Genomic DNA, 24338 nt, shown 5'->3' with positions numbered 1-24338 from the left:
GGGCTGCTCGGAGGGGCGTGCTCCGGGCGCGGACGGGCATCCGGTCAGGTCAGCTGGTTGCGTTCCAGCGAGAAGTAGGTCACCTGGTAGTGGCTGCTCTGGATGTGCGAGGGCAACCGCCGCACATGATCGGCACGGATGGTGGTGTAGACGTCGTGCCTGGTCATTCCCGGTGAGGGGGTGTATGTGCCGGAGAAGGTCATCAGATCCTGCTCGCGATGGCTGAAGGTGATGATGAAGCAGTATTCGACGAGGGGTTCCGCGGGGTGCGACATGGCCGCCTCTCGGTGGTGTGGGCTCGGCTCTGTCAGTGCGGACGTACGAGTGATCCGGCGGGTTCCGGTCGTCTTCTCGGACAGCGCCCGGAGCCGGCGCTGGAGCGGTGCGTCGTGGGTCCGGGGCGCTGGACCGGACGGTTCGGGGGAACCCCTGCCGTGCTGGAAGCCCCGGGGTCCGTGGTCCTCCCGACCCCGGACGTGGGGACCGCTCGCGGCGCGGAGGACGGGAAGGGCCACGCGCACCGCGTTCGCGGCCATCAGGCCGTTCCTCCTCCAGTCGCCCGCGACGGGGCGGCGTTCCGGGGCACCGCCCGGCTCCTGGACGCCCTGGAAACCGTCCCGGTAAGGGAACGGATGCGGCGGCGGTCCCTCATGTACCGCCTGGTGCTCCTGACCTACCGGATCGCGCGCCGCGAGCGCCCTCTGACCGCCGTCGCCGTCACCGCCTGACCGTTCGTGCGCTGCGGGGGCGTGCGGAGGCGGCTCACCGGCCAAGGGACGGGAGCAGACCCGAAAGGCCCGGGCGGTGCTCTGCCGGAGGGCCGTCCCAGGCCGTCCCGTCAACACGGTGATGTTCCGTCATTCGTGTGAGGGGGGCTGGGCTTTCGGGGGATGTTCCCGGGCATGAGGAAATGCGCGGGTCCCGGCTCTCTCTCGCGGCGCGGGCTGCTCGGTGCTCTCGCGGCCTTCACCCCCGTAGCGGCCGTCCCGGTCGTGTCCGCGCACGGTTCCGCCAGAGCGGCGGCGGAGCCGTACGCGGGTCTGGGGGAGGAGTCCGTGGCGGCGTTCCGTCACGCCTGGGACGCCTATCGGCGGCTGGCCTGGGGACGGGACGAGCTGCGGCCGCTCAGTGGCCGCGGCGCGGACTTCTTCGCCCAGGGCCACACGTTCGGTCTGACGATCGTCGAGGCGCTCGACACGCTGTACCTGATGGAGCTGGACGAGGAGCTGGACGCGGCCGTCCGGTGGGTGAAGCACGAGCTCGTCCTCGATCAGGACGTCTCCGTCCAGGTCTTCGAGGTGATCATCCGGTTGGTCGGGGGGCTCCTGTCGGGGCACCTCGCGACCGGGGACCACGCGCTGCTCGACCTGGCCCGGGACCTCGCGGACCGGCTGATGCCCGCCTTCCTCGCATCGCCCACGGGCGCCCCCTACCGGTTCGTCAACCTCTCCACGAGTGCGGTGAGCGGCCGCGACAACCACCTCGCCGAGATCGGCAGCTGCATCACCGAGTTCGGTGAGCTGTCGCGGCTCACCGGCGACCGCACCTACTACGACGTGGCCAAGAAGGCCCTGCGCGCCGCCTGCGAACGCCGCTCGCGGCTGGACCTGCTGGGCACCACCCTCGACGTCGAGACCGGCGCGTGGACCGGGACCACCGCGACCCTCGATCCGCCGGCCGACTCCTTCTTCGAGTACCTCTGGTACGGCTGGAAGCTGTACGGCGACGAGGAACTGCGCACCTGGTACAGCACCCTCACCGCCGGGATCTTCAGATACCTCGCCGACCGGAGCACGGGGCGGCTGTGGTTCCGCCAGGCCGAGATGAGCACCGGTCGCGCCACAGGCCGGGTCCAGTCCGAACTGACCGCCTTCTACGCCGGACTGCTGACCCGCAGCGGGCGCGTCGCCGAAGGCGAGAGCTACCACGACAGCTGGACGGCCGTGCTCGACGCCTTCCGCCTGCCACCGGACCTCCTCGACTACCGCAGCCTGCGCGCGGAGGTCCCCTCTTATCCCCTGCGCCCCGAGTACGTCGACGCCTGCCTGTCCCTGTGGCTCGTCACCGGCAAGGAGCTGTACCGAGAGCGCGCCCGCGAGATGTTCGACCGCCAGGAGCGGTACTGCAGGGTCGCCAACGGCTACACGGTCGTCCGCGATGTGACGGCGTCCCCGATGAAGACGGGGGACCTCACCCCGGCGTACTGGTTCAGCGAGAACGCCAAGTACTACTACCTGCTGTTCGCCGAGGCGCGCCGCTTCGACTACGGATCCGGCTATCTGACGACGGAGGGCAATGTGCTGCGCGGGCTGCGGGCCCCCGCTCCCGCGCCGGGCGGCGGTGGCCCTGTCGGGAAGTGACGCGCGGCCGGTCCCCCCGCTGCGGGGTGGTGCGTACCGCAAGGATCCAGCCAGTCACAAGCCCAAGACGCTGGAGTTGTCCAGATGATGCGCCAGTTCGAGATGTGGCACGCCACACATCGATACATTAGGGGTCTGCTGTCGGGGCGAGCCGGATGCGGGATCCGGTGAGGTTGAGGAGTCTTTGGCCATGGGGGAGTCCGGGTACACGGAGCGCTGGCTGGAGACCGGCTCGGGTCCCGGCGCAGTGGTCCGGGCCCGTGTGACGCAGGCGAACCAGGCGGTCCAGGCGGCGTACCGCACATGGCTGGACCACGCCACCGAATGCCCTACGTGCCGAGACGGCGCCGCCCGGGATTGCACGGTCGTGCAGCCACTGTGGGACGCCTACCAGGCTGCTCAGCGCGCGGCCCTGTGACCTTCCCGGGCGCGTTCGCCCGACAGGGTGCCCGGTAGGGGGCGTCAGGTGTCGCGGCACGCAAACGTCACCGGTGCCCCCGCCGCGGTGGGGGCCCGCCGCCGAGGGCTGGAGGGGTGCGAGGTCGTAGGCGCTGTCCTCGCGGTCCGAACATGATCGGATATTCGACCGGTCCGCCGGGTCCGCCGGGTCCGACTGGGCCACCCGGCCCGCAGGGGCAGACCGGACCTGCCGGGTCATCTGGTGGTAGCCCAGGGGCCGGACGGGTTGTGCGGCGCGCCGGGCCACGGTGTCGTGGGGTGAGCTGGTTCCCGGGAGAGAAGACCGCCTTGCCCATCCCCGATTACCGTTGAGGGGTCTCCTTCGCCAGGATGAGCCCATGACCGAGATCCAGACTCCCCGTCTCCTCCTGCGCCGCTGGCACGACGACGACCTTGTACCCATGGCCGAGATCAACGGCGACCCGCAGGTGATGCGCTGGGTCGGCGACGGCTCCGTGCGCGACCTGGAACACACGGCGGAAGCCATCGAGCGGTGGGAGGAGGAGTGGGACGAGGAGGGCTTCGGCCTCTTCGCCGTCGAGATGCTGGCCTCGGGCGAACTGGCCGGTTTCACCGGCCTGACGCTGCCGGAGTTCCTTCCGGAGGTGATGCCGCAAGTGTCCGTCTGCTGGCGGCTCGGTCCGCAGTTCTGGGGCCAGGGCTACGCCTCGGAGGCCGCTCACGCCGCGATGGAGTTCGCGCTCCAGGACCGCGGCCTGGATCGCCTGATCGGCATCGCCCGGATCGGCGACAACGCCTCGGAGAACGTCATGCGCAAGCTCGGCATGGCGCCGCAGCGCGAGATCACGCACCCGGAGTACGGTTTCCCGCTGCGCGTCCACACGATCGACCTCAGCGAGTTCCACGCCTGAACCGCGGCCTCCCCACGGCTCCTGCCGGCGGGATGGGCCAGGCGAACGCGGAGCGTGGCCGGCCATCAGCCTCTTTCGGCAGGGCGGCGCCGACCGGCCGGCAGGGCCACGCCGGTGCATGCGCCTACCCGGTCGAGCCCGGCCCGGTGCCCCTTCCAGACTTGGACCCCGGAGTGTCGCGCGACCGATGCGATAGGTAGCCTGCGGGCCCGTTCGAAGTCACTGGAGGATCCCCGTGCACACCCCCGTTTTCCTGCTGCGGAGCGTGCTGGGCCTGAGTGGCGGACTGGTGGTCGCCTGGGAATTGGACCGCCAGGCTTCCGGGCCGGGCTGGAGGAAGCCGCGGCTCTTCTCCGCGACGGCGGCTCTGTTGCTCGCCGCGCTACTGGGCGTCTGAAGCGCGTTGCAGAGGGCGTGATGTACAGGCCGGGCCCCGGGGTGGTCGAACCGAAACCCGCGTTGCTCCCGAAGGCAGGGCGGCCCGGGCATGAACGCGAACCCGCGCGAACAGCGACAATCCGCGCAACGACGTCGAAGACGAAAGACAACCCGTGAAGAGACCGGCCCCGCGCTCCACCTCGGCCCTGTATGCGACCTCCGCGACCTGCGCCGCAATCGGCGCCCTGCTGTGGGTGCGCGGCCGAACCAGCGCTCCCCCCAGGATGTACCGGGACTTCCTCGCAGCCGACTTCACCACCCGGTCGGCCTGGCGGGTGTGGTCGCCGGCAGTTACCGAGGACCGTCTTGGCCTGTACCTCCTCGCGGCGGGGGTGGTGCTGGCCGTGGCCGCGTGCCTGATCTCCGTACGGCGCGACTGAGCCGCGCCCGCGCAGCACGACAAAGCGGTCATGCCGTCAACGAGGCGGTACCTTGCGGCAACTCGGCGGCGCTCCGCTGTCAGAGCCTGATGAGACCGTTCCCGCACGAGTGACAGTGCACGGATCAGCCCGGGCCCGCCCCGCCGGCCCCGGACCCGTGCTTGGCACGATGCCTGATCACGAACGAGCACGAGGAGATCGATCCCATCCATGAACGAACAAGGCACTCCTGTTGCGGCGAACCGCTTCAGGGTCGTCGCGGTTGATGCCGACTGGCCGGAATCACGGCAGTTCATGGGTAGCGGCCACAACCAGGTCACCGGCGACATGCACGTGTTCCTGTGGTTCGGCTCTGCGTCCTATGACTCCCAGGCCGAGCACGTCAGGGTTTTCAGCGCATCCTCCGGCAACGCTGAGGCCCGCGAGGTGCTGGAGGACGCTTTGGAGGACTACTGCCACCCCGACGAGGGACTTCCGGCCGGCCGGCCGGTACCCGAACCCATCACCATCACCGCAGACGGGAAACCCGCGACGTTCGAACTATGGCGGAACGGCAGCAACCCCCACTGGGTCGCCCGGGGCCGCGTCGAGAACACCGAAGTGGTGCTGTCCGGCTCCGGGATCGAACCCGGCGGGCTGCGCCTGGTCCGCGTTGACGACCTGGCCGCGTACTCGGCCCCGATGGCCTTCCTCCCGGCCCGGGAAGCGATCTCCGTTGCCATGGGGAGCGGCCTCCGGGCGGCGGGGTCCGGTCGGCAGCCGCAGTCCGTGGAGGCGGACACCGCGCTGCGGGTCTTGCGCGACCTCGCCGCCCGGGGTGTCGCTCTCGGGGGACCTGGTCAGGAATTGCGCGGGGAGGAGGCGGACACGGTGATGCGCGCCCTGCGCGACCTCGCCCGTGGCGCCGGCCCGGCCCCGGCAGGAGAGTCGGGAGCTGAGGGCTGATCACCGCCGCCACAACCGCCTGTCATACTCCTCGCTTGATCAAGGGGGCAAACAGTCCCTGACCCGGGAAGGGATGCTGTGCGTAGCACGAAGTGGGCGGCCGTGGCGGCTGTGGTCATTGCGCAGGGTGCCGCAGGCTGCGGCACCCAGCGGCGTCGGCACGGAGGCGTTCGCGGCGACGGAGCCGGCGGCGCCTCAGCCACGGCCCGCGGGCACCGGACCGCTCACGAAGGACGTCGTGCGGGCGAACCCCTGACCAGTTTCAAGACAGTGCTGAGCGTGCGGCTTTGTGAGGGGTAGGCGTGACGGACAAGCCGAAATGGCAGAATCATCCGGCCTGGTATCTGTTGCTCATCGTGCCGCAGTTGGTGTTCGTGACCTCCGAGGACGACAAGATAAGTCGTTTCCTCGATGCGCTCGGTCTCCTGCTGTGGGGAATTCTGTGCGGGCGTGAATTGACGAAACGGGCCGCGTACCGGAGGACTACCGCTGGAAGCGCGGCCCCGGCTGACAGGAGACGCCAGTGGCGCGAACGCAGCCGGGACACCTAGCCCGCGACCCGAGCACCGAGAGGCGGGTCCGCTAGGTCAGGGCCATGCACGCGCCACCGAAAGGCCGTTGTGTGGGTGGCGCAGCAAGCTGCCCAGGAGATCCGCCACGCCAAGCGCCGGGCCGACGCCGATGAGGCGACCCGTGCCACAGCCCCTGCAACTCGACCGGCGCTGACTCATTGGTCATCAGCAACTGGTTCTGCGCCGTAGTGCTCGAATCCGATGTAGTCGAGGGGGTACTCGTCGCGGCGTCCGAGCGGGGGCAGGCCTTGGGTCGCGAACCGGCCGCGCAGCCACTCCAGCAGGGTATCGGTGAGGTCGGTGTCGAGCGGGGGACCTTGGTCGCCATGGCGCGGTACGACGATCAACGGCCAGTCGTCCGGGGTGGCGCCTTCGGTCAGCCAGCACAGTTGGTCGCCGTCGATGGAATCGGCGAAGGGCAGGAATCCCCCGGGCTCGGGATGGACCGCCAAAGGATGGTACTCAGGGAACTCCTCGCGCTGCCCCTGGTACGTCTCCGCGTACCACTCGGCCCACGGCGCGAGCGCGTACTGGCCCTCGCCGAAGGGGAGGTTGAAACGCAGCCAGCCGCACCAGGTGCCGGCCCCGTACCGCTCCATCAGCCGTACGTAGTCGCCAGGCAGACATGTACCGAGCCGTTCGCGCAGCCAGTCCCAGTTGTGCTTACCGAGCACGGGCGTCTCCGGCGGCGGCACGAGTGCGATCAGAGCATCCAGCCCGCTGCCTGTGGTGAGCGCCGCACGCTGCCGAGCGGTCGGCTCCGGCCGCCGCGGCGGCGGCGTCCACGGGGTGCGCTCCAGGTCGCTTTGTATGCCGCTTCGGGAGGCCACCGGGCGCATGCCGTCGGCCACGAGCCGGGCCAGCGTCGGAACGAGCGGCGTCGTGAAGCGCCGCCAGGGGTCGCGGCCCGCGTTCTCGTCGTCCTGGCAGTGCATGACGACCGGCCACTGGTCGGGGTCGTCGGATTCTGTGGTGTCCCAGTACAGGGTGTCGGCGGTACGGGTGGCGCCGAAGGGAAGGACGCCGGGGGCGTCACGCCGGGCCTGCTGGACCCAGGCTCCGTAGTCGAACCAACCGCGGTTCACGCAGGGCATGTGAAGCCAGAGCCAGGCGCCGATGTCGAGTGGGCCGTACGCGGCGGCGACAGCCTTGTAGTCGGCGGGCAGGCCGGTCCCCAACCAGGACTCGACCGCCGCCCAGTCGACAGGTACGGCGTAGTCGGCCGGCGGATCGCCGAAGATCCTGGCGAAGGCGTTGACGTGCGGGTCTGAGGCATTCACGGGTCTATGGACCTTTACCGGGGGCGAGCGGTGTTGACCGGGAGGGCTGAAGCACATGAGCTTCTTCCAACCTGCCCCAGAACACGGTGGCTGGGCTGACAGATGTGGTGAAGCCCCAGGTTGACGGGCCATTGACCGAGGGAACCGTCCCCACCAGGCTTCGCATGCTTGTCTACCCGTCGGGCGTCGAGGTGTCCAGTTCTGCGTGACGCCTCCTGTCCGCCCGTCCGAGGCAGCACCGCCACGCGAGCCGCTCCCACTCGGGGCGTGAGCCTCAGCGGCCGAGAGGTGGGCCGTCCCACCCGCGCAGGTCCCATCCCGTCGACGCGCCGGGCTTCGCCGTCGGGTTACTCTGTCCCCCGTACCGGACACGGGGTGCCCCACCGGGGGCTGAGATCACACCCGTCGAACCTGAACCAGTTCGTACTGGCGGAGGGATGTCTTCCATGCCATTGGCGCATGTTTCCAGCGGTCTGCCCGCCGACGGCCGGCAGACCGTCTTCGACGGCCGGATGCCGGCGGCCGCCGGCGATCTCCGGATCGAGGCACACGGCATACAGCCGGTCCCCGAGAGCAACCGTTACGGCGGCCCGGGACGCCTGTTCACCGTGTGGTTCGCCCCCAATCTCACGATGACCGGCGTGTTCACCGGCACCATCGGGATAGTCCTCGGCCTGGACTTCGCCACCGCGCTCACGGCCGTGGTGCTCGGCACCGTGGTCGGCGCGATACCCACCGCCTACCTGGGCACCTGGGGCAGCCGGACCGGCGCGGGGCAGCTGCCGCTGGCCCGGCTCGCTTTCGGCCGGGCCGTCGCGGTGCCCGGCATCCTGCAGTGGCTGTCCTCGGTCGCCTGGGACGCGCTGATCGGGCTGTTCGGCGGGGACGCGCTGGCGCGGCTGTGCGGCTGGCCGTTCTGGCTCGGAGTCCTGGTCATGATGGTCGCCCAGGGTGCTCTCGGCGTCCTGGGCTATGAGGCCGTTCACCGGCTCCAGATCGTCATGACCTTCGTTCTCGCCGCCGCCTTCGTGCTGATCGCCTGGAAGCTGCTCGACGGTGTGCACCCCGCGGCCAACGGCTCCGCCCATGGCGCCGACCGGGGTGGGGCGTTCGTCCTGACCAGCACCATCGCGTTGAGTCTGGCCCTGTCGTGGGCTCCGTACGCCAGTGACTTCAGCCGCTACCTGCCGCGGACGACCTCTGCCCCGCGCATGTTCTGGTACACGCTGGCGGGGTTGGTGGTGTCCTTCGTGGGCGTCCAGGCACTCGGGCTCTGGGGCGCGTCGGTCCTCACCGACCAGACCGCCGCAGGCGTGGCCGAGCTGCTCGGTGGTGGGCCACTCGGGGCGTTCGGGCTGCTCGCCGTCGCCCTGGCGGCCCTGTGCAGCAACGCCATGAACGACTACAGCGGATCCCTGGCCCTGCAGACCGTCGGTGTGCGCGTTCCCCGCCCCGCCGCGGCCGCCTTCGCCGCGGTGCTCGGCTTCCCCCTGGTCCTGTGGATGCACGCCGCCGACACCACCGCCCGCTTCCAGAACGTGCTGCTCTTCGTCGGCTACTGGATTCCCGGATTCGTCGCGATCGTCATCGTCGACTGGCTGGCCCGGGCACGGGCAAGAGCGGGCGCACCGATCGACCTCGCCGCCGAGACCGGCCGACCGCAGCCCGGCTGGTACGCCGTCGTCGCGTTCGTGGCCGCCTTCGCCGCCGCTGTGCCGTTCATGGACACCAGCCTGTACGTCGGCCCGGTGGCCGAGGCCCTGCACGGCGCGGATCTCTCGTACTACGTGGCGTTCCTCGTGGCCCTCGGCGTGTACACCCCACTGCGCCTGCGCCACCGTTCGCGGCCCTGAACCATCGTCCCCCGTCCGTCCCCCAAGGAGCGAGTCCGCATGCCCCCGACTTCCGCCGACCACACCGCCTTCGCCGCGCGGGCGCTCGGTCGCGTACGGGCCCACTCACCGCTGGTCCAGTGCCTGACCAACTCGGTGGTGACGGGCTTCACCGCCAACGTCCTTCTGGCGCTCGGCGCTTCGCCCGCCATGGTCGACATCCCGGGGGAGGCCGGGCCGTTCGCCGAGGTCGCCTCGGGGGTCCTGGTCAACCTCGGCACCCCGCACGCCGAGCAGCGGTCAGCCATGGCCGAGGCCGCGCGGGCGGCCGGCTCGGCCGGTACCGCGTGGGTGCTCGACCCGGTGGCGGTCGGCGCGCTGCCCGTGCGCACCGCGCTCGCGCGCGAGCTCCTGGAACTGCGGCCGACGGTCGTACGGGGCAACGCCTCCGAGATCATCGCGCTGGCGGGAGCGGGCGGCGGCGGCCGCGGAGTGGATTCCTCCGACGGCGTCGAGGCGGCCGAGGAAGCAGCACGGCGCCTGGCCGATGCGACCGGTGGCGTGGTGGCCGTCTCCGGGCCCGTGGATCTCATCTCCGACGGGACGCGTACGGCTCGCATCGCCAACGGCGACCCGCTGCTCACCCGGGTGACGGGCGGGGGCTGTGCCCTGGGCGCCGTGATGGCCGCCTACGCGGCCGTGGACGAGGACCCGTTCGCCTCGACGGTCGCAGCCGTCACCGCCTACACGGTCGCCGCCGAACTCGCCGCGAAGCAGGCTTCCGGGCCCGGCAGTTTCGCCGTGGCGTTCCTGGACGCGCTTGCCGCGTTGCGGGAGTCCGACGTCGTCGAGCGGGCGGCCGTGTCGTGACGGTGACGCCGGCCGATCTGTCGGTCTACCTCGTCACGGACGCGGCCCAGTGCGAGGCCCGCGGCCGCAGCGTGGCCGAAACCGTCGCCCAGGCCGTGGCGGGGGGCGTCACCGCGGTGCAGATCCGGGAGAAGCACACCGGCGGCGGTGATTTCCTGCGCACGGTCAAGGAAGTGGCAGCGGTCCTCCCGGAGCACGTGGCGTTGATCGTCAACGACCGGGTCGATGTGTTCCTTGCCGCCCGCGCCGCCGGAATACGCGTCTCGGGCGTCCACGTCGGGCAGTCGGACCTGCCTCCGACCGCCGTACGGGAACTGATCGGACCGCACGCGGTCCTGGGCCTGAGCGCCGCCACTCCCGAAGAACTGCGCGCCGCCGCGCAGGACCCGGCAGGCGTCCACCACGTCGGCATCGGCGCGCTGCACGCCACCCGGACCAAGGCCGACGCCCCGCCCTCGCTCGGCCATGACGGCTTCGCCCGCCTCGCCCGGCTCAGCGGGCTGCCCGCCGTGGCCATCGGCGGCGTGAACCCGGGCGACCTGCCACGACTGCGGGAAGCCGGCGCGGCGGGGGCGGCCGTCGTGTCCGGCATCTGCGCCGCCGAGGACCCCGGTGCCGCGGCCCGCGCCTATGCCGACGCCTGGAGCCGACGGCCCGCCCCGAGCCGGGCGAAGACCCTCGCCTGACGAGCTTCGAAACTCCGCTCGGTCACCCAGGACGGCCGGGGAGACGTGTGGTCCGGTGCACGGACACACCGGCAGCCATGGCACGAGCATGGCGCGCGGTGACCTCAGTACTGCCGGCTGCTCCCCGGCGCGCAAGGTGACTTCGGCGACCGCCACAGCGTCGTGCCTGGCCAGAGCCTCCACCAGGAGCGGGCGTGGGCGCCGACCCTGTTCGCCGACGGCGCCTCCCCGGCAGGCCCTGGTGTGGAGCACTGGGCCGACGCCGCGCCCGTCGAAGAAACCGAGGACATCGACAGTGCGCCTTGCCGGGCGGGGGAGTGCGGCCTGATCCTTTTCGAGGAGCACGACGGTGAGGCCGTCTCGCCGCTCCACGCCGCGCGCGATCTCCGACGGGGGTATCTCCACGTCTTCGGGTTCATAGCACTACCTCCGGTGCCTTAGTCGGGCTCCGTCGCTCGCGCGTGGACCTGGTGGAATCCGGTGCCGTTCCCCTGGGGTCGCGGGGTGGAGGCCGATCGGGATGACGATCAGGCCGAGGCTCGTGTAGCCGGCCCTGGTCCCGCGCGTACCGTCAGCCTGCAAGACGGGGCGGTTCCCCGCGAGGGATGCTGCTCCGGGGCGGTGATCAGGCACCTTTCGGCGCGGGCACCCGCCAGGCCACCGTCTGCGCCGGCGCAGGGGTAGGCCCACCTGCACACCGGGGCGGGAGCGGGTCGGGGCAAGCCCGGCGACGGAGCCGCAGCGCGGGGAGGGTGCAAGCGGCGTTCCCCCGGGCGTACTGGCCGGCCGGTGCGTCAGCGGCCCGGGCTTCGCACCAAGGCCGTGCCGTCGGTCTGGGCGTCCTCGGGGCCGAACTCGGTCCACGCGGCGGCGAAGCGCTCTTGCCCCGGCCACGGCGACCGCCAGGAAGGCGTTCGGTCGGGCCAGGGCGCGGTCGAGGGCGGCGCCGCGATGAACCGCCCGGTGCTGACTCCGGCCGCGGCCGCGGGCCGCTCCGACCACCTCGACGAATCGAACGTGTGTGCGAAAGTGTGCTGCGTCGGGCACCCGCTCCGGGCTCCGGCGGGCGGGGAGCAGTCCACCGAAGCCGAGCCGACCCCCGAGCTCTCGCGCGCCGCGGGTCGCCTTCCAGCCCGGCGGCGGGTTGGGAAAGGTGAGGTGCTCTTACCGCCGATCCCACCGTGTCGAGTGCGCCACCGGGGCCTGCGCGGGGGCGGACGCCGCGCCATGCCGGCCGGGACTTCGTGCTGGTCGCGGAACGCGCGCCGGAGAGCCTGCGCGCGCTCCGGTCCTGCCCCCGCACGCCTCTGCTGGTGGATCGGTCCGAATGCCATGATCGCCTACGAGCGGCACGGTGTGCCGCCGGCGAGCGATACGGGGGGACGCATGACGCGGCGATGGCTTGTGACGGGGTGTTCGTCGGGACTGGGGCGGGCGCTGGCGGGCGCGGTGGCGGAGTACGGGGATCTTGTGATCGCCACGGCCCGCAAGCCGGCGGCCTTGCGGGATCTGGTGACACGGTATCCGGACAGGGTGACGGCGATGGCGCTCGACGTGTGTGACGCCGGGCAGTGCGAGGCCGCGGTGACGTACGCGGTCGATCGCTTCGGCGGAGTGGACGTGCTGGTGAACAACGCGGGGTCGGGACTGTTCGGCGCGGTCGAGGAGGTGTCCGACGAGGAACTGCGCGCCCAACTCGAGGTCCTGACGGTCGCCCCGTGGCGCCTGAGCCGCCTCGTCCTGCCGCTGATGCGCCGTCAGGGCTCGGGCCACATCGTCAACGTCTCCTCGCTCGTCGGCCGGATGGGGCTGCCCGGCCTGTCCGCGTACGTGACGGGAAAGTACGCCCTGGAGGGTATGACCCAGGCGCTCGCCGCGGAGGTCGCACCCTTCGGGATCAGGGTGCACGCGGTGGAGCCCGGCCAGTTCGCCACCCACTACAGCACCGCGGTGACCGAGGCGGCCGACCGTATCCCCGAGTACCTGGTGAGCACGGCGGAGGTGCGGGCGGGCTTGCGGGCCATGCTGGACGATCCGTCGATCGGCCGTCCGGAGACGTTCGCCGCCCATGTGCTGCGGCTCGTCGCGGCCCCGTCGGCGCCCGTGCGCGTGCCGGTCGGGGAGGACGCCTATGCCTACCTGGAGGCGGTCGAAGCCGCGGCTCGCGACGAGCTCTCGGCTGCGCACGCCTTCGTCCACGGCCCCGTCCCGGCGCCTCGAGAAGCGCCGGCGCCATCGGTGGCCGCGCTTCCGGAGGTGTGACGCCGGCGGCCACGTCCCCGGCACTCGGCCGACCACGCGGACCCGAAGCGTCAATGGTGCCCCGTCCCTGGGGCGGTGTTCAGCACCGGTCCGGCAGCCAGCCCCGCTGCACGGCGCGCACGCCGGCCTCGAAGCGGCTGCGGGCGTCGAGGCGCTCCATCAGTTCGGAGGCGATCCGGCGGGCCGTGCGGTGTGACACCCCGAGCCGCTTGGCGATCGCCTCGTCGGTGTGGCCCTCGGCCAGGAGCCGCAGGGCGGTCGCCTGCTGGCCGTTGAGCCCGTTCGGGTCGGTGGAGACGATCTCGCCGAGCGGCTGCGCCGACTCCCAGGTGGTCTCGAAGAGCGCGCACAGTGCGGTGAGCGTGCCCTGACCGGTCAGCAGGACGGCGCCCGCCGCGGTGTCGTCGCTGCTGACCGGGATCATGGCCGTCAGCCGGTCCATGATGATCATCCGGGTCGGCAGGGACGGAGTGGTACGGATCCGGCCTCCCAGCCGGGCCAGCGAGGTGGCGTGTTCGACGGTGGGCCGGTGGGTGCGGACGCTGTCGAGGTAGATCGTGCGCATCCGAACCCCGCGGCCGAGCAGATCCTGGTTGAGCGGGCGTGAAGCGGCCATGTTCTCCGCGGTCTGCGGTCCGCCCGGGGCGAAGGTGAGGAACTCCTCGCGCACCTCGCGGGTGAGCACGGTCAGCCGGTCGCGTATCTGGTCGAGGCCGACCAGGTGCTCCACCCCGGGATGGCTGGCGGCCGGGCGGAGTTCGGCGTACTCGGAGATGAGCCGGGCCGCGGCGGCCCGCGAGGCTTCGAGACGCAGCTGCTGCTCCGCCAGCTGGGCCTGCTGGCGGCCCATCAGGATCTCCATGCCGATGTCCGGCGAGACAGCCCGGAGGCGGCCCGCGTCCCCCGCTGCGGGGCGTACCAGGGCCAGCTCGCTCAGGGTGTCGAGAGCGTTGCCCACCTCTTCGACGGAGAGGCCCGCGGTGTGGGCGAGGGCCGCGACACCGGCGGCCGGGTGCCTGAGCATGGCGCGGTACACCGTCTCCGTGACGGAGTCGAGTCCGAGAGCGGTCAGCATGTGGTTCCCCCTGTTTTCCTGCGCACGGCGTCCCCCTGCCCGACGATGATGTTCGCAGAGGGACGGGGGATCGTCACAGGGGCAGGACGGAACCGGCCAGGGCCTCAACGGTCCAGCGAGCAAAGCGACTTGAAAACGCCCGCGGTTGAGACTCTGGAGCGCATGTATCTGGTCCACGTGCATCTGGAACTGCCCTCCGGCGAGGAACTGCCGCAGGATGTGAGGGCAATGGTGCGGTCGGCGATCGTTCCCCGCGACCGCGTCGAGCACGTCGCCGTGCACACGGTCTCTCGCTCCGAACTCACCCTTGGTTTCTATCTGCTGGCCGACGGTCTCGACGAGGCGGAGGAGCGAGCCCTGCGGGTGTGCCGCCGACTGCTCGGTGACGTGGCGCAGTTGGCGACGGCGCGGCTGACCGGCGCGGGGGTGCCGCTGATGCCGCTGGCCTTCGCGCCCCGGAGCGGGGAGTGAACGGGCCCGTGTGGACGCATCAGTCCAAGGCCCCTTCCGTCCATCCCTGAGCTCTTTCCACGAGCCTGAGCTGCGACGAACCTATTGGTCACCGGCCAGGCCGAGCGTCACCGCGGGACGCGAGGACGGGCCGGACCCCGTATCTCTCCTCTGGAATGAACGGAAACAGGCATGCTTCGCTCCCGAATCGCCAAGGTCGCCGCGGTCTGCTCCCTCGTCCTCGCCGTGGCTCTCGCCGCCCCGGTGGTCACGCCCCGGTTCACGGCGGACGCGGTTCCGTCCTCCTCCGTTCTCGTCGCGGACGCCGGCTGGCAGGTCACCCCGGCGGACGCCGGCTGGCAGTAGGTGGCAGCCTGCGCTTCGGCCGCCGGACTTCCAGCATGCGAACACCTGGATCGACGCCGGTGGACGTGCCAGGGGCGGCGCCCCCTCGAAGCGAGGGGGCGCCGCCCTTCTGTGTGGGCCGGTGACGGCCGACCGCGGAGTCCGGGACCAGGGGCTCGACCTGCAATGGACGCCGCGAAGGCCCCGCCGAGGACCGGCGGGGCCTTCGCGGCGTCGAGTGGCGCGTCAGGCGATCTTCTTGTAACGCAGGGCGACGTACGAGGAGGCCGGGTGGCCGCCGATGTCGCCGCTGTAGACGTTCGCGGTCGAGTAGTTCATGTCCGTCGCGGTGCTGCCCTCGGCGTAGTAGTAGAAGGTGCCCGCGTCCTGGTCCTTCCAGCCCGCGAAGAGGACGGCGTGGTCGGAGTAGTCGTTCAGTGCGTCACCGGGCCGGAGGTCGGCCTTGTTGATCTGCGTGCTCACGCTGGGGAGGGTCTCGGTCGTCAGCGAGGTGGTGAGGTGCCAGGTCATGGAGACGAAACCGGAGCAGTCGGTGCGGTAGGAGTGGTCGCCGTCGACGTCGGTGGCGTAGGCGCTCTGGCTGTACGGGATGTTGCGGTTGTACCAGTCCTTGGCCCGGGCGATGACCTCGTTGCGGTAGATGGTGCCGCCCTGTACGGACTTCGGCGGGGTCGGCGCCACGTAGGCGCAGTTGTTGGCGTAGGCCGACAGCAGGCTCTGGGTCCAGCCGGACGCGTCCACCGGGTCGTCGGAGTGGTAGGCGATGTCGCTGCCGTCACCGTCGGTCGGGTCCGAGTCGTGGTACCAGTACATGCCGCCGTTGGTGCGGCCGTAGTAGAGGCCGCCGCCCGGGGAGGAGAGGGAGTCGACCGCCGACCAGCCGCTCGACTTCAGGACGGCGCTGTCCCAGTCGTTCACTCCGTTGATCTTGTAGCTGAGCAGCCGGCCGTCCGAGGTCGAGGCGACGATGCGGTCGTCGCCCGCGGCGGCGAGCGTCTTGAGGACGAAGCCGGTGTCGATCACGACGTGCTGTCCTATGTGGGCCGACCCTGAGGGCTTGGCCTGCGACACCAGGTACTGGTGGAGCTGGCCGTCGACCGTGCCGTAGAGGTGGCCCGCGCCGTCGTAGACCAGCTTGTCGAAGGTCCAGCCGCCGTCCCAGATCTGGACGACGCCGGCGAGCGTGAGGGATGTGTTGTTGGTCTGCACGTCGACCCGGTAGAGGTCGCCGGTGGTCGAAGTGACAAGGACGGTGTTGAAGTTGAGGGCTGCCATCGCCTTGGGCGTGAAGCCGAGGTTCGGGCCGATGAGCGTCTTGACACGGTTGCCGGTGTTCGGCTCGATCTGCGTGTACGTCAGCCGGCCGTCGGACAGCGTGCCGTACATCGACACGTCACCGGTGCACGACGCGACGGCATGCGCGGTCCCGGCGGCGGTCGCGACCAAGCCGAGGGACATCGCACTGACGGCGACCACGGCGGCGGTGGCACGGCGGATGGCATGGCCCAGCTTCATGATTTCTCCTGCGGTGGGAAAGTCGGGCGGACGTGGGCGCGTCCCTGGCCCAGACAGCTGCCCTGCAGGTGCAGCTGTGAAGGATCTTTCGGGGTGGCGTCCCGGTGGCTCGCACTACTTTCGTCGCAGGCCGGGCGGGTTGGAAGAGAGGACGTATGGACGCAAAGGTCCTTGGCCTGTTGCGTCCTGACGGCACGTCGACCGCGATCATGAGGTCGCACGGGCGCATCGCTCGCCGCCCAAGTCTCTGCGGTCATCGCAGGCGCCGGGCGGCGCCGGCCAACTCCAGGCCGGGCGGCTCCTGTGCGCGGCAGGTCCACCGGCCGGTCGCTCGGCATGGTGGTCCCGTGGTCGTGACACCCGGCCGTCGACCGGGAGGCGCTCGATCCCCCGGACGTTCGTGGACCCGGTCAGCGGGTCCGATCCGTAGCCGTACTCCAGGGTGGCGAAGGGACGGCCGGGGGCAGGTTCACGGCCGGAAGCCGTCGATGGCCAGTTCCAGCAGGCGCTCGGCCTGGGCGGCGCCTTCGGCGGTGTCGGGAGTACGCCACAAGCAGCTCATGAGCATGATCACGTCGACAGGGTCGATACCGGGTCGTACCTCGCCGGCGCGTTCGCAGGCGTCGAGGAGCCCGCGTACGGCGGCGGTGACCGGGGGCCATGAGGCACTGACGACTTCTTGTGCGGCGGCGGAGTGCAGTGCCTCTCCGAGTCCGTGCTTGATGCGTACGTAGGTGGCAAGAGTGGTGAACCAGCGCCGCAGCGCGGCCAGCGGCGCATGGGCGGCAAGCAGGGCCGGCACGGAGTCCACGAGGCGCTCCACATCGCGGCGGTGGACTTCCAGGATCAGCGCCTCGCGGGTGGGGAAGTGCCGGTAGAGCGTGCCGGCGCCGACGCCCGCCCGCTTGGCGATCGAGTTGAGCGAGGCGTCCGGGGACTCGGCGAGCGCGTCGTGGGCGACCTGGAGGATGGCTTCCCGGTTCTTCAGCGCATCGGAGCGCTGCCGTGCGGCGTCGGGCATGGATCCTCCTGGAGTGCGGACGGCCGTCCATTGCAAAGCGGAGAGGTCTCCGTTAACGTTGGTCGAAGTCAAGCGGAGAGATCTCCGCTTACTGTCGTCCTCCATTGTAGGAGTCCTTTCGTGCGCTACATCAAACTCGGCCGCACCGGCCTGGACGTCTCCCCGGTGGCCATCGGCGCCATGACCTACGGCGAACCCGACCGCGGCCACCCCGTCTGGTCCCTGGACGAAGGGGCCAGCCGGCCTCTGATCAAGCACGCCCTGGAAGCGGGCATCAACTTCTTCGACACCGCCAACCTCTACTCCTACGGCTCGAGCGAGGAGATCCTCGGCCGTGCACTGAAGGAGTACGCGAACCGCGACGACATCGTCATCACCACCAAGGTCCGGCACGCCATGCGCCCGGGCAGGCCCAACGGCGGCGGCCTGTCCCGCAAGGCGATCATGAGCGAGGTCGACCACAGCCTGCGCCGCCTGGGCACCGACTACGTCGACGTTTTCATGATCCACCGCCTCGACGGCGACACTCCGCTGGAGGAGACCCTGGAAGCGCTGCACGACGTCGTGAAGTCCGGCAAGGCCCGCTACCTCGGCGCGTCCTCGATGCACGCCTGGCAGTTCGCCAAGGCCCTCCACTTGCAGGAACGCAACGGCTGGGCACGGTTCGTCACCCTGCAGGACCACTACAACCTGCTCGCCCGCGAGGAGGAACGCGAAATGCTCCCGCTCTGTGCTGACGAGGCCGTCGCCACCATGATCTGGAGCCCTCTCGCCCGCGGCCGGCTCGCCCGTCCCCACGACCAGGCGAACGACGGCGAGCGCGCCGCGACCGACGGCGCCTACGCCGACACGCTCTACACCGACGCCGACAGCGATCGGCAGATCATCGACGAGGTCGGCGCCATCGCCGACGCCCGCGGCCGCACCCGCGCCCAGATCGCCCTGGCCTGGCTGCGCCGAAACCCCGTCGTCGCTGCCCCCGTCGTCGGCGCCCGCACCATCCAGCAGATCGACGACGCCGTCGCGTCCCTCGACCTCGACATCACCGACGAGGAGGCCCGCCGCCTGGAAACGCCCTACACCCCCCGCCATGACTTCCAGGGCATCTCCGACGTGCGCGAACTCGAGCGCATCAAAGCCCGCATCCCCGGCTACGCCAACGTCTGACGGCGTGGCCGACCGGGCAGGTGCTGCTCGCCGTCACGCTCACGCTGGTGACAGGTCCGGTTCGGCCGCACCGCAGGTGGGGCTGCGTCCTGACGGCTACGGAAAAATACTGCGGGCCGCTGTCGATCCGGTCGTGTTCCGTTCGACGTCATGGTGTGGAAGCGCCTCGCCACCCGGTGACGCGACAGACGTGATGAGGAACGACGTGGATCAACTGCTGAGAGTCATGAACTTCAATGTCTCGAGTGACGGGATCGGTGCCGGTGAGGACCAGAGCCTGGAGAGGCCGTTCGGCTGTGACAGTCCCGAGAGGCTCTTCGGCTGGGCCGGCGCCACGGCGAGTTGGCCGAACCGGACCGATCCGGGAGGTAGCCGGGGCCTGGACGACTACTTCACGCGGGACTTCGCCCGCAACATCGGCGCCGAGATCATGGGCCGCAACAAATTCGGACCCCAGCGCGGGCCCTGGCACGACCACGAGTGGCGCGGCTGGTGGGGACAGGAGCCCCCGTTCCGCACTCCGGTGTTCGTCATGACCCACCACGAGCGTCCTTCGTTCGCGCTTTCCGACACCACGTTCCACTTCGTCGACGGGGACCCGGCCGCGGTGCTGGAACGCGCGCGTGAAGCGGCGCAGGGCAAGGACGTCCGACTCGGCGGCGGGGTCACCACGATCCGGCAGTTCCTCGACGCCGACCTGGTCGACTCCCTGCACGTGGCGGTCGCGCCGGTGAAGCTCGGGACCGGACTGCGACTGTGGGAGTCCCCCGACGAGCTGCTCGATCGGTTCCACCTGGAGGTAGTGCCCAGTGCGAGCGGCGTGACGCACCACCTGTTCTGGCGAATGTGACGGGAGGGCGCACCCGAGTTCAGGCCACGACGGCGATGGGACGCCCGCCCCTCCCCAGCCGCGCCCTTTCACTCCGCATGGGGGCGCCCCGGCGTGCAGGGTAGCGGGGAGTGCCCAGGGTCGGCGGGCATGAGCCCGCGCTGGTCGCGGTGCAGGACGTGGGTATCCGCGAGACGGCTTCGGTGGCTCGCCGGCTCACGCTGGGCCGGCACCGGGGGACGGGCGCCGCTGTTCTCGGCCCGTCCCCTGGCTCGAGCCGGGCCATTGCGGTCACGCGGTGTAGCAGTGGGCCGGCCGTTGGAGGGACGCGGCGTCGGCCTGCCGGAGGCGACGGCCGCCACGAGAGCCGGGAGCGCGGCCTTCCGCGCCTGCACCTCATTCGCGTCCCGGCTGATCGCCTCCTCGCGCTCGGCGCCGGGTGAGTGCCAGAGAATTGGCTGGACATCACCGTGATACTGCCATCATGGCTGTTACCCAGCAGATGCCCGAGTCTCAGCGGAATATCTCGCCGCCTGCCGCCGATCGGCCGGTGCGTCACCGGACGGAGATCCTCGCTGGGATCCGCCGGCACCGGACGTGCTGGACCCGGACTGGGCGCCGGCACTGCTGGAACGCCTTGGAGAGGTGACCGGACTCGACGAGGTTCGCCTCGACGCGCTGCGTCAGGCCACCCACGGCGACACCATGCCCGAACGGGGATTCCTCAATGCGCACCCGCACGCCATCGGTCCCTTCGGGCCTGCCCCGCAGGCTCTGTCCATCGCTCGAGTGGCGCACGTCTCCGAACTGCTCGACGGGATCGACATGCACGCTCTTCTGCGCGCCCTGCCGACCGACGACCGCGAGGCCGCATACCTGATCGGCCAGGGCGCCGACCGCGTCATCGGCGGCCCGCGAGGCTATCTGCTGAAGCATTTCAACGCCCTGCGCGACTTCTATCAGCGCGCAGCAAAGCACCGCATGCTCGTTGTCCTGTGGTGGGACTGACCCTGGGCTCAGTCCCAGGCGCCCCGACGACGAGCAACCGCGTGATCGTCCCCAGGGCGCGAAGGCAGCGGGGTCCGCCATCCGTCCTGCCGCAAGGGCCTGCGGTCCGGTGGCGGGCACAACGTCTCAGCCCAGCCCGCCCCGGGCGGAGGAAAGGGTACGTCCGCTCAGGTCCCCGCACCGGCCGAGCTGGTCGTTCAACTCCGTCAGCCACCTCACCAGGCGACGGCCGTCCGGTCCGAGTTCGGCCTGGGACTCCGCCGTCGCGAGTGCGGAGGCGAAGAACGCGGCACGACTCCAGCGGATCCCGAGCCGGGCGTCCAGGTCGTCCGCATCGATATCGGGGTGCGACCGATCCACGGCGGCCAGATGCAGCAGAGCGCCGTGCACATATACGTGAAAGGCCCCAAGAGAGCGGTCCACGCTGAAGGTTCGGCCCGGCCCGCCCCAGGGGATCACGATGTGGTGGGCGTCCTCGTCCCGGTATCCGTTCCGCAGCACGCGCCTGGTGAGCTCGATCTCCGCGAGTTTCTGGTGCAGGCACTCGTGGAGGATGGCATCGGCCGTCTCCAGCCGATCGCCGAGCAGGGACTCGCTGACGTAGACGAGCCCTGGTGTCGCGGCCGCGTAGGCGCTGGTCAGCCGCTCGCCGGTGAAGACCCCCAGACCGCTGACGAAGGACATCGTCGAGGGTCCGATGACCGGCAGAAGCTCGGCGAGAAGTTCCATGGCCGCCTGCTCGCGGCCGTCCGGCACCAGCGGCTCGATCTCGAAGGCATGGCCGTCGGATCTCATGGTGGCGTGGAACCCGGACTGGATCGCCTCACCGAGCAGCGTGCCTCGCAGGTGCCGGAGTGCGACCGGCGTCGGGCCGTTCGAGATCGGATCCTGGGGGTCGGCGCCGGCTTCGGCGATCAGCGCGAGCACACTGCTCGGCGCTCTCACCGTGGCCGGCAGCGACATCGGCCGGGGGTTGCGGATGCTTCGGGGCATCGGCGGAGAGCGGATCGCCGGGCGGCGCTACGCGGCCCGGTCCCAGCAGGTACGGAAGGCCGGGATCGCGGTGGCCGGTACCCACGCGCTCCTCGACGCGGCCCAAGTGCTCTTCCCGGGCCTGTTCCTGGTGACCGTGCTCTGGTTCGGCGCGCGCCTCGCGCTGGCCGGCACGCTCGCCGCGGGCGACCTGGTCGCGCTCTACGGTTGCGCCGCCTTCCTGGTCCAGCCCATCGCAGCGATGGCCGGCGCCATCAGCGCCCTGGCTGCGGCCAGGACCGCGGCCACGCGCATCAGAAGCGTCCTCGCGGTCGGCGACACCCAGGAGCCGCTCGCCGCGGCGGAGGTCGCCGGGGATCGCATCACCGACCATCCCAGTGGCGTATGGATACAGCGGGGCGACTTCACCGTGGTCGACACCACGGGCCGCCATGGCTCCGAACTCGCCCGTCGGCTGGCGAGGGCACACACAGGTGCCGTGCTCGCCGATGCCGTGCCCTACCTCTTCGCCGGCACCCTCCGCGAGGTCGTCGACCCCGTGAGACGGCACGGCGACGCCGCCATCGGGCGGGCCCTCCACACGGCGGCGGCCGACGACGCGGTCAAGGGCTTCGCCTCGGGCCTCGACACCGAGATCGAGGAGGCGGGCAGCAACCTCTCCGGCGGCCAGCGCCAGCGCATCGCGCTGGCCCGCGCCCTGCTGCCCAAGCCCGAGCTGCTGATCCTGGTGGATCCGCTCACGGCGGTCGACGCGGTCACCGAGGCGAGCGTCGCGGAGCGCCTCTATTCCGAGCGTCGTGGCCTGACGACCGTCGTGATCAGCGGCAGTGCGACGTTGGCCCGGGTCGCGGACCGGCGGGTGAGTGCCTGATGCCGGTGACCCTGCCCATCGCCGACGATCCGACCGTCCGGCGCGAAGTCCGGCACCTGCTGACCGCCCACCGGTGGCCGATCGTCCTCCTGACCCTCGCGCACGCCGCCGCCGTCGCCGCCGGCCTCGTCGCCCCCTGGCTGCTCGGCGTCCTCGTCGACCGGGTCGCCGGGGGGCACCAGGCCACGCAGGTGGACCGGCTCGCCCTCGCGATCGCCGCCAGCGTGCTGGCCCAGGCCGTGACCCGGTGGATCGCCAGCCGCATGGCGTTCGTCCTGGGTGAGGACGTGTTCCACGAGCTGCGCTCGACATTCACCGACCGTGTGCTCGGGCTGCCGCTCTCCGCCGTGGAGCGGACCAGCACCGGTGACATCGCCTCACGGACCACCCACGACATCGAGACCGTCGCCGACTTCGTCCGCATCGACATCCCCGAAGTGATGACGGGCACTTTGAGCGTGCTGCTCTCCCTGACCGCCGCATTCGTCGTCGACTGGAAACTCGCCCTCTGCTGCCTGCTCGGCCTCCCCGTGATCGTCACCGCCACCCGCTGGTTCACCAGGCGGGCACGCCCCGCCTTCGCGACCGAGCTGGCGACTTACAGCACAGTCAACGCGTCGGTCATCGAGACCGTGCAGGGCGCCAGTGTCGTGGAGGGGCTCGGGATCCGTGCCCCACGCCGCGAGAAGATGGCGATCAGCGCCCGCGAAGCCCGCGACGCGCAGTTCGTACCTCTTCGGTTGCGGACCCGTTGGTTTCCCCTCGTTCAGCTCGGCTACCAACTGCCGATGCTGTGTGTGCTGCTGGTCGGAGGGATGCTGGTCACCCAAGGAAGGGCCAGCATCGGCCAGGTCGCATCCGTGTCGATGTTCCTCACCCTCCTCGTCGACCCGCTCGACGACCTCGTCTACTGGTGGGGCGACCTGCAGATGTCCCGCGCCGCGTTCGCCCGGATCACCGGGGTGGGCCTCATCCCGTCGGACCGCGGTGACAAGGACGTGGAACTCGGCGACGGACGCGTGGTGCTCCGTGACGTGTCCTTCGCCTACGACCGCGGCATCGATGTGCTGAGCGAAGTGAACCTCGACATCGCCGCGGGGGAGCGGATCTGCGTGGTCGGCGCCTCAGGTGCGGGGAAGTCCACGCTCGCGCTGCTCGTCGCCGGCGTCTACGCGCCGTCGGTGGGTACGGTCACCCTCGACGGGCACGCTCCACATGAACTCACGTCCGACGCGCTGCGCGACCACGTGGTGATGGTGACCCAGGAGGACCATGTGTTCGCCGGCACCGTGTCCGAGAACATACTGCTGGGACGCGAGGATGCGAGCAGGCAGCAGATCACCGATGCCCTGTCCTCGGTCGGAGCCCAGGGATGGTCGGCCGAGTTGCCCGACGGCCTGGACACAGTGGTCGGAGACGGCGGCCACGAGCTGACCCCCGCGCAGGCACAGCAACTCGCTCTCGCGCGCGTGATGCTGAAGGACCCGAAGGTGATCGTCCTTGACGAGGCCACCTCGATGTTCGACGGATCCCAGCGACGCGAGGCCGACTCCGGCCTCGCCGGACTCCTGGCCGGACGCACAGTCATTTCGATCGCGCACCGACTGGACAGCGCGCTCACCGCCGACCGTGTCGTCATGCTGGATGAAGGCCGCATCATCGAGACCGGGGACCACCAGGAGCTCCTTGATCGCCAGGGTCGGTATGCCGCGCTGTGGCGAGTGTGGGAGAACAATCAGAGCACTCCTTTGGACATCTGAGTTTGTCCCGTTTCGATGCACGTCGCCGACTGGGTGGTGATCAGGCCGCGTGTGCGGTTCACGGGCCCGAGAGCCCCGGCCCCGTCCGTCCGCATCTGATGGTCGGTCGAAGCGCTGGTAGGGAGGGCGATCACCGTCGTGTGCCGCCGACGGCAGGAGTGTCGCGGCAGGCATGTGCGGCCGTGACCCGTATGGAGGTCCTGGAACTGCGCGGGACCCGGGGCGGCTGTTCGATGGTCGACAGCGGCCCGGCGTGGCCCCCGACACGCCGGGCTCCATACGCGCCCCGCGCCGGCTTGGCCGTTGGAGCTCACCGGAGTCGACATC

General features: G+C 70.7%; 24 protein-coding genes, 1 pseudogene and 1 riboswitch. Of the genes and pseudogenes, 18 read left to right on the top strand and 7 right to left on the bottom strand.

Going from position 1 to position 24338, the window contains the following annotated elements; genetic code table 11:
• Positions 1-44: 44 nt before the first annotated feature.
• Positions 45-275, bottom strand: a complete 231-nt coding sequence (locus PV342_RS34055; RefSeq protein ID WP_386995726.1) for a hypothetical protein — start codon at positions 273-275, stop codon at positions 45-47.
• A gap of 159 nt (positions 276-434) precedes the next feature.
• Between PV342_RS34055 and PV342_RS34050 the strand changes: the two genes are divergently transcribed.
• The 7 genes from PV342_RS34050 (at position 435) to PV342_RS34020 (ending at position 6005) form a co-directional block, all read left to right on the top strand.
• A complete protein-coding gene (locus tag PV342_RS34050; protein ID WP_500320048.1) occupies positions 435-728 on the top strand; it encodes a hypothetical protein in 294 nt (97 codons plus the stop codon).
• Between the two features lie 174 nt (positions 729-902).
• Complete coding sequence (locus PV342_RS34045; RefSeq protein WP_500320046.1) at positions 903-2360, top strand: glycoside hydrolase family 47 protein; 1458 nt, start codon at positions 903-905, stop codon at positions 2358-2360.
• Between the two features lie 190 nt (positions 2361-2550).
• On the top strand, positions 2551-2778 hold the full coding sequence (locus PV342_RS34040) for a hypothetical protein (protein WP_018559463.1): 228 nt from the start codon (positions 2551-2553) through the stop codon (positions 2776-2778).
• Positions 2779-3157: 379 nt separating this feature from the next.
• Positions 3158-3691, top strand: coding sequence for a GNAT family N-acetyltransferase (locus PV342_RS34035; protein ID WP_018559462.1), 534 nt, complete (start codon positions 3158-3160; stop codon positions 3689-3691).
• A gap of 235 nt (positions 3692-3926) precedes the next feature.
• Positions 3927-4088 (top strand): hypothetical protein, encoded by a 162-nt coding sequence (locus PV342_RS34030; RefSeq protein WP_386995721.1) that lies wholly within the window; start codon positions 3927-3929, stop codon positions 4086-4088.
• A 631-nt stretch (positions 4089-4719) separates the two neighbouring features.
• Positions 4720-5454, top strand: a complete 735-nt coding sequence (locus PV342_RS34025; RefSeq protein WP_500320043.1) for a hypothetical protein — start codon at positions 4720-4722, stop codon at positions 5452-5454.
• A gap of 302 nt (positions 5455-5756) precedes the next feature.
• Entirely contained in the window at positions 5757-6005 is a 249-nt protein-coding gene (locus PV342_RS34020; protein WP_500320041.1) for a hypothetical protein, read from the top strand.
• A gap of 176 nt (positions 6006-6181) precedes the next feature.
• Here PV342_RS34020 and PV342_RS34015 read toward each other — a convergent pair whose 3' ends face one another.
• Positions 6182-7306, bottom strand: coding sequence for an SMI1/KNR4 family protein (locus tag PV342_RS34015; RefSeq protein WP_500320039.1), 1125 nt, complete (start codon positions 7304-7306; stop codon positions 6182-6184).
• Positions 7307-7667: 361 nt separating this feature from the next.
• Positions 7668-7761, top strand: a riboswitch (TPP riboswitch).
• On the opposite strand from PV342_RS34015, the gene PV342_RS34010 reads away from it, so the two are divergent.
• From PV342_RS34010 to thiE, 3 genes are all read left to right on the top strand, one after another.
• Positions 7753-9159 (top strand): purine-cytosine permease family protein, encoded by a 1407-nt coding sequence (locus tag PV342_RS34010; RefSeq protein WP_500320038.1) that lies wholly within the window; start codon positions 7753-7755, stop codon positions 9157-9159. It overlaps the preceding riboswitch by 9 nt.
• 39 nt (positions 9160-9198) lie before the next feature.
• On the top strand, positions 9199-10008 hold the full coding sequence (thiM, locus tag PV342_RS34005; protein ID WP_400806029.1) for a hydroxyethylthiazole kinase: 810 nt from the start codon (positions 9199-9201) through the stop codon (positions 10006-10008).
• Positions 10005-10694: a thiamine phosphate synthase gene (gene thiE / locus PV342_RS34000; protein WP_400806032.1), complete on the top strand. Its 690-nt coding sequence runs from the start codon at positions 10005-10007 to the stop codon at positions 10692-10694. Before thiM ends, thiE begins: the two co-directional genes overlap by 4 nt.
• A gap of 117 nt (positions 10695-10811) precedes the next feature.
• Here the strand turns inward: thiE and PV342_RS33995 are convergent.
• Positions 10812-11099, bottom strand: a pseudogene (locus PV342_RS33995) (Ku protein); the annotation flags it as partial.
• A gap of 927 nt (positions 11100-12026) precedes the next feature.
• Here PV342_RS33995 and PV342_RS33990 point away from each other — a divergent pair.
• Positions 12027-12956 (top strand): SDR family oxidoreductase, encoded by a 930-nt coding sequence (locus tag PV342_RS33990; RefSeq protein ID WP_500320036.1) that lies wholly within the window; start codon positions 12027-12029, stop codon positions 12954-12956.
• Positions 12957-13035: 79 nt separating this feature from the next.
• Here PV342_RS33990 and PV342_RS33985 read toward each other — a convergent pair whose 3' ends face one another.
• Positions 13036-14031: a helix-turn-helix transcriptional regulator gene (locus PV342_RS33985; RefSeq protein WP_500320034.1), complete on the bottom strand. Its 996-nt coding sequence runs from the start codon at positions 14029-14031 to the stop codon at positions 13036-13038.
• Positions 14032-14193: 162 nt separating this feature from the next.
• Between PV342_RS33985 and PV342_RS33980 the strand changes: the two genes are divergently transcribed.
• Together PV342_RS33980 and PV342_RS33975 are read left to right on the top strand one after the other, a co-directional pair.
• Complete coding sequence (locus tag PV342_RS33980; protein WP_500320032.1) at positions 14194-14502, top strand: hypothetical protein; 309 nt, start codon at positions 14194-14196, stop codon at positions 14500-14502.
• A 171-nt stretch (positions 14503-14673) separates the two neighbouring features.
• Complete coding sequence (locus tag PV342_RS33975) at positions 14674-14847, top strand: hypothetical protein (RefSeq protein WP_386995706.1); 174 nt, start codon at positions 14674-14676, stop codon at positions 14845-14847.
• Positions 14848-15072: 225 nt separating this feature from the next.
• Here PV342_RS33975 and PV342_RS33970 read toward each other — a convergent pair whose 3' ends face one another.
• Together PV342_RS33970 and PV342_RS33965 are read right to left on the bottom strand one after the other, a co-directional pair.
• Complete coding sequence (locus PV342_RS33970; protein ID WP_400806041.1) at positions 15073-16362, bottom strand: tachylectin-related carbohydrate-binding protein; 1290 nt, start codon at positions 16360-16362, stop codon at positions 15073-15075.
• A gap of 469 nt (positions 16363-16831) precedes the next feature.
• Positions 16832-17383, bottom strand: coding sequence for a TetR/AcrR family transcriptional regulator (locus PV342_RS33965; RefSeq protein WP_400806044.1), 552 nt, complete (start codon positions 17381-17383; stop codon positions 16832-16834).
• 120 nt (positions 17384-17503) lie between these two features.
• Between PV342_RS33965 and PV342_RS33960 the strand changes: the two genes are divergently transcribed.
• The 3 genes from PV342_RS33960 (at position 17504) to PV342_RS33950 (ending at position 20387) form a co-directional block, all read left to right on the top strand.
• Entirely contained in the window at positions 17504-18550 is a 1047-nt protein-coding gene (locus PV342_RS33960) for an aldo/keto reductase (protein ID WP_400806047.1), read from the top strand.
• 205 nt (positions 18551-18755) lie between these two features.
• Positions 18756-19400, top strand: coding sequence for a dihydrofolate reductase family protein (locus PV342_RS33955; RefSeq protein ID WP_500320028.1), 645 nt, complete (start codon positions 18756-18758; stop codon positions 19398-19400).
• Between the two features lie 576 nt (positions 19401-19976).
• Positions 19977-20387: a DUF1877 domain-containing protein gene (locus tag PV342_RS33950; RefSeq protein ID WP_400806054.1), complete on the top strand. Its 411-nt coding sequence runs from the start codon at positions 19977-19979 to the stop codon at positions 20385-20387.
• Between the two features lie 126 nt (positions 20388-20513).
• Here PV342_RS33950 and PV342_RS33945 read toward each other — a convergent pair whose 3' ends face one another.
• Positions 20514-21350 (bottom strand): aKG-HExxH-type peptide beta-hydroxylase, encoded by an 837-nt coding sequence (locus PV342_RS33945; protein WP_500320026.1) that lies wholly within the window; start codon positions 21348-21350, stop codon positions 20514-20516.
• Here PV342_RS33945 and PV342_RS33940 point away from each other — a divergent pair.
• Together PV342_RS33940 and PV342_RS33935 are read left to right on the top strand one after the other, a co-directional pair.
• Positions 21334-22251, top strand: coding sequence for an ATP-binding cassette domain-containing protein (locus PV342_RS33940; RefSeq protein WP_500320024.1), 918 nt, complete (start codon positions 21334-21336; stop codon positions 22249-22251). The two genes, PV342_RS33945 and PV342_RS33940, sit on opposite strands and share 17 nt — an antisense overlap.
• Positions 22251-24011, top strand: a complete 1761-nt coding sequence (locus PV342_RS33935; protein ID WP_400806062.1) for an ABC transporter ATP-binding protein — start codon at positions 22251-22253, stop codon at positions 24009-24011. The genes PV342_RS33940 and PV342_RS33935 overlap by 1 nt, the downstream gene beginning before the upstream one ends.
• The last annotated feature ends 327 nt before the right edge of the window (positions 24012-24338 follow it).

The sequence above is a fragment of the Streptomyces sp. PA03-3a genome, from assembly GCF_033792735.1.
Taxonomy (GTDB): Bacteria; Actinomycetota; Actinomycetes; order Streptomycetales; family Streptomycetaceae; genus Actinacidiphila.
The sequence above is the reverse complement of the archived record's forward strand: the minus strand, read 5'-3'. Positions and strand labels throughout refer to the sequence as shown.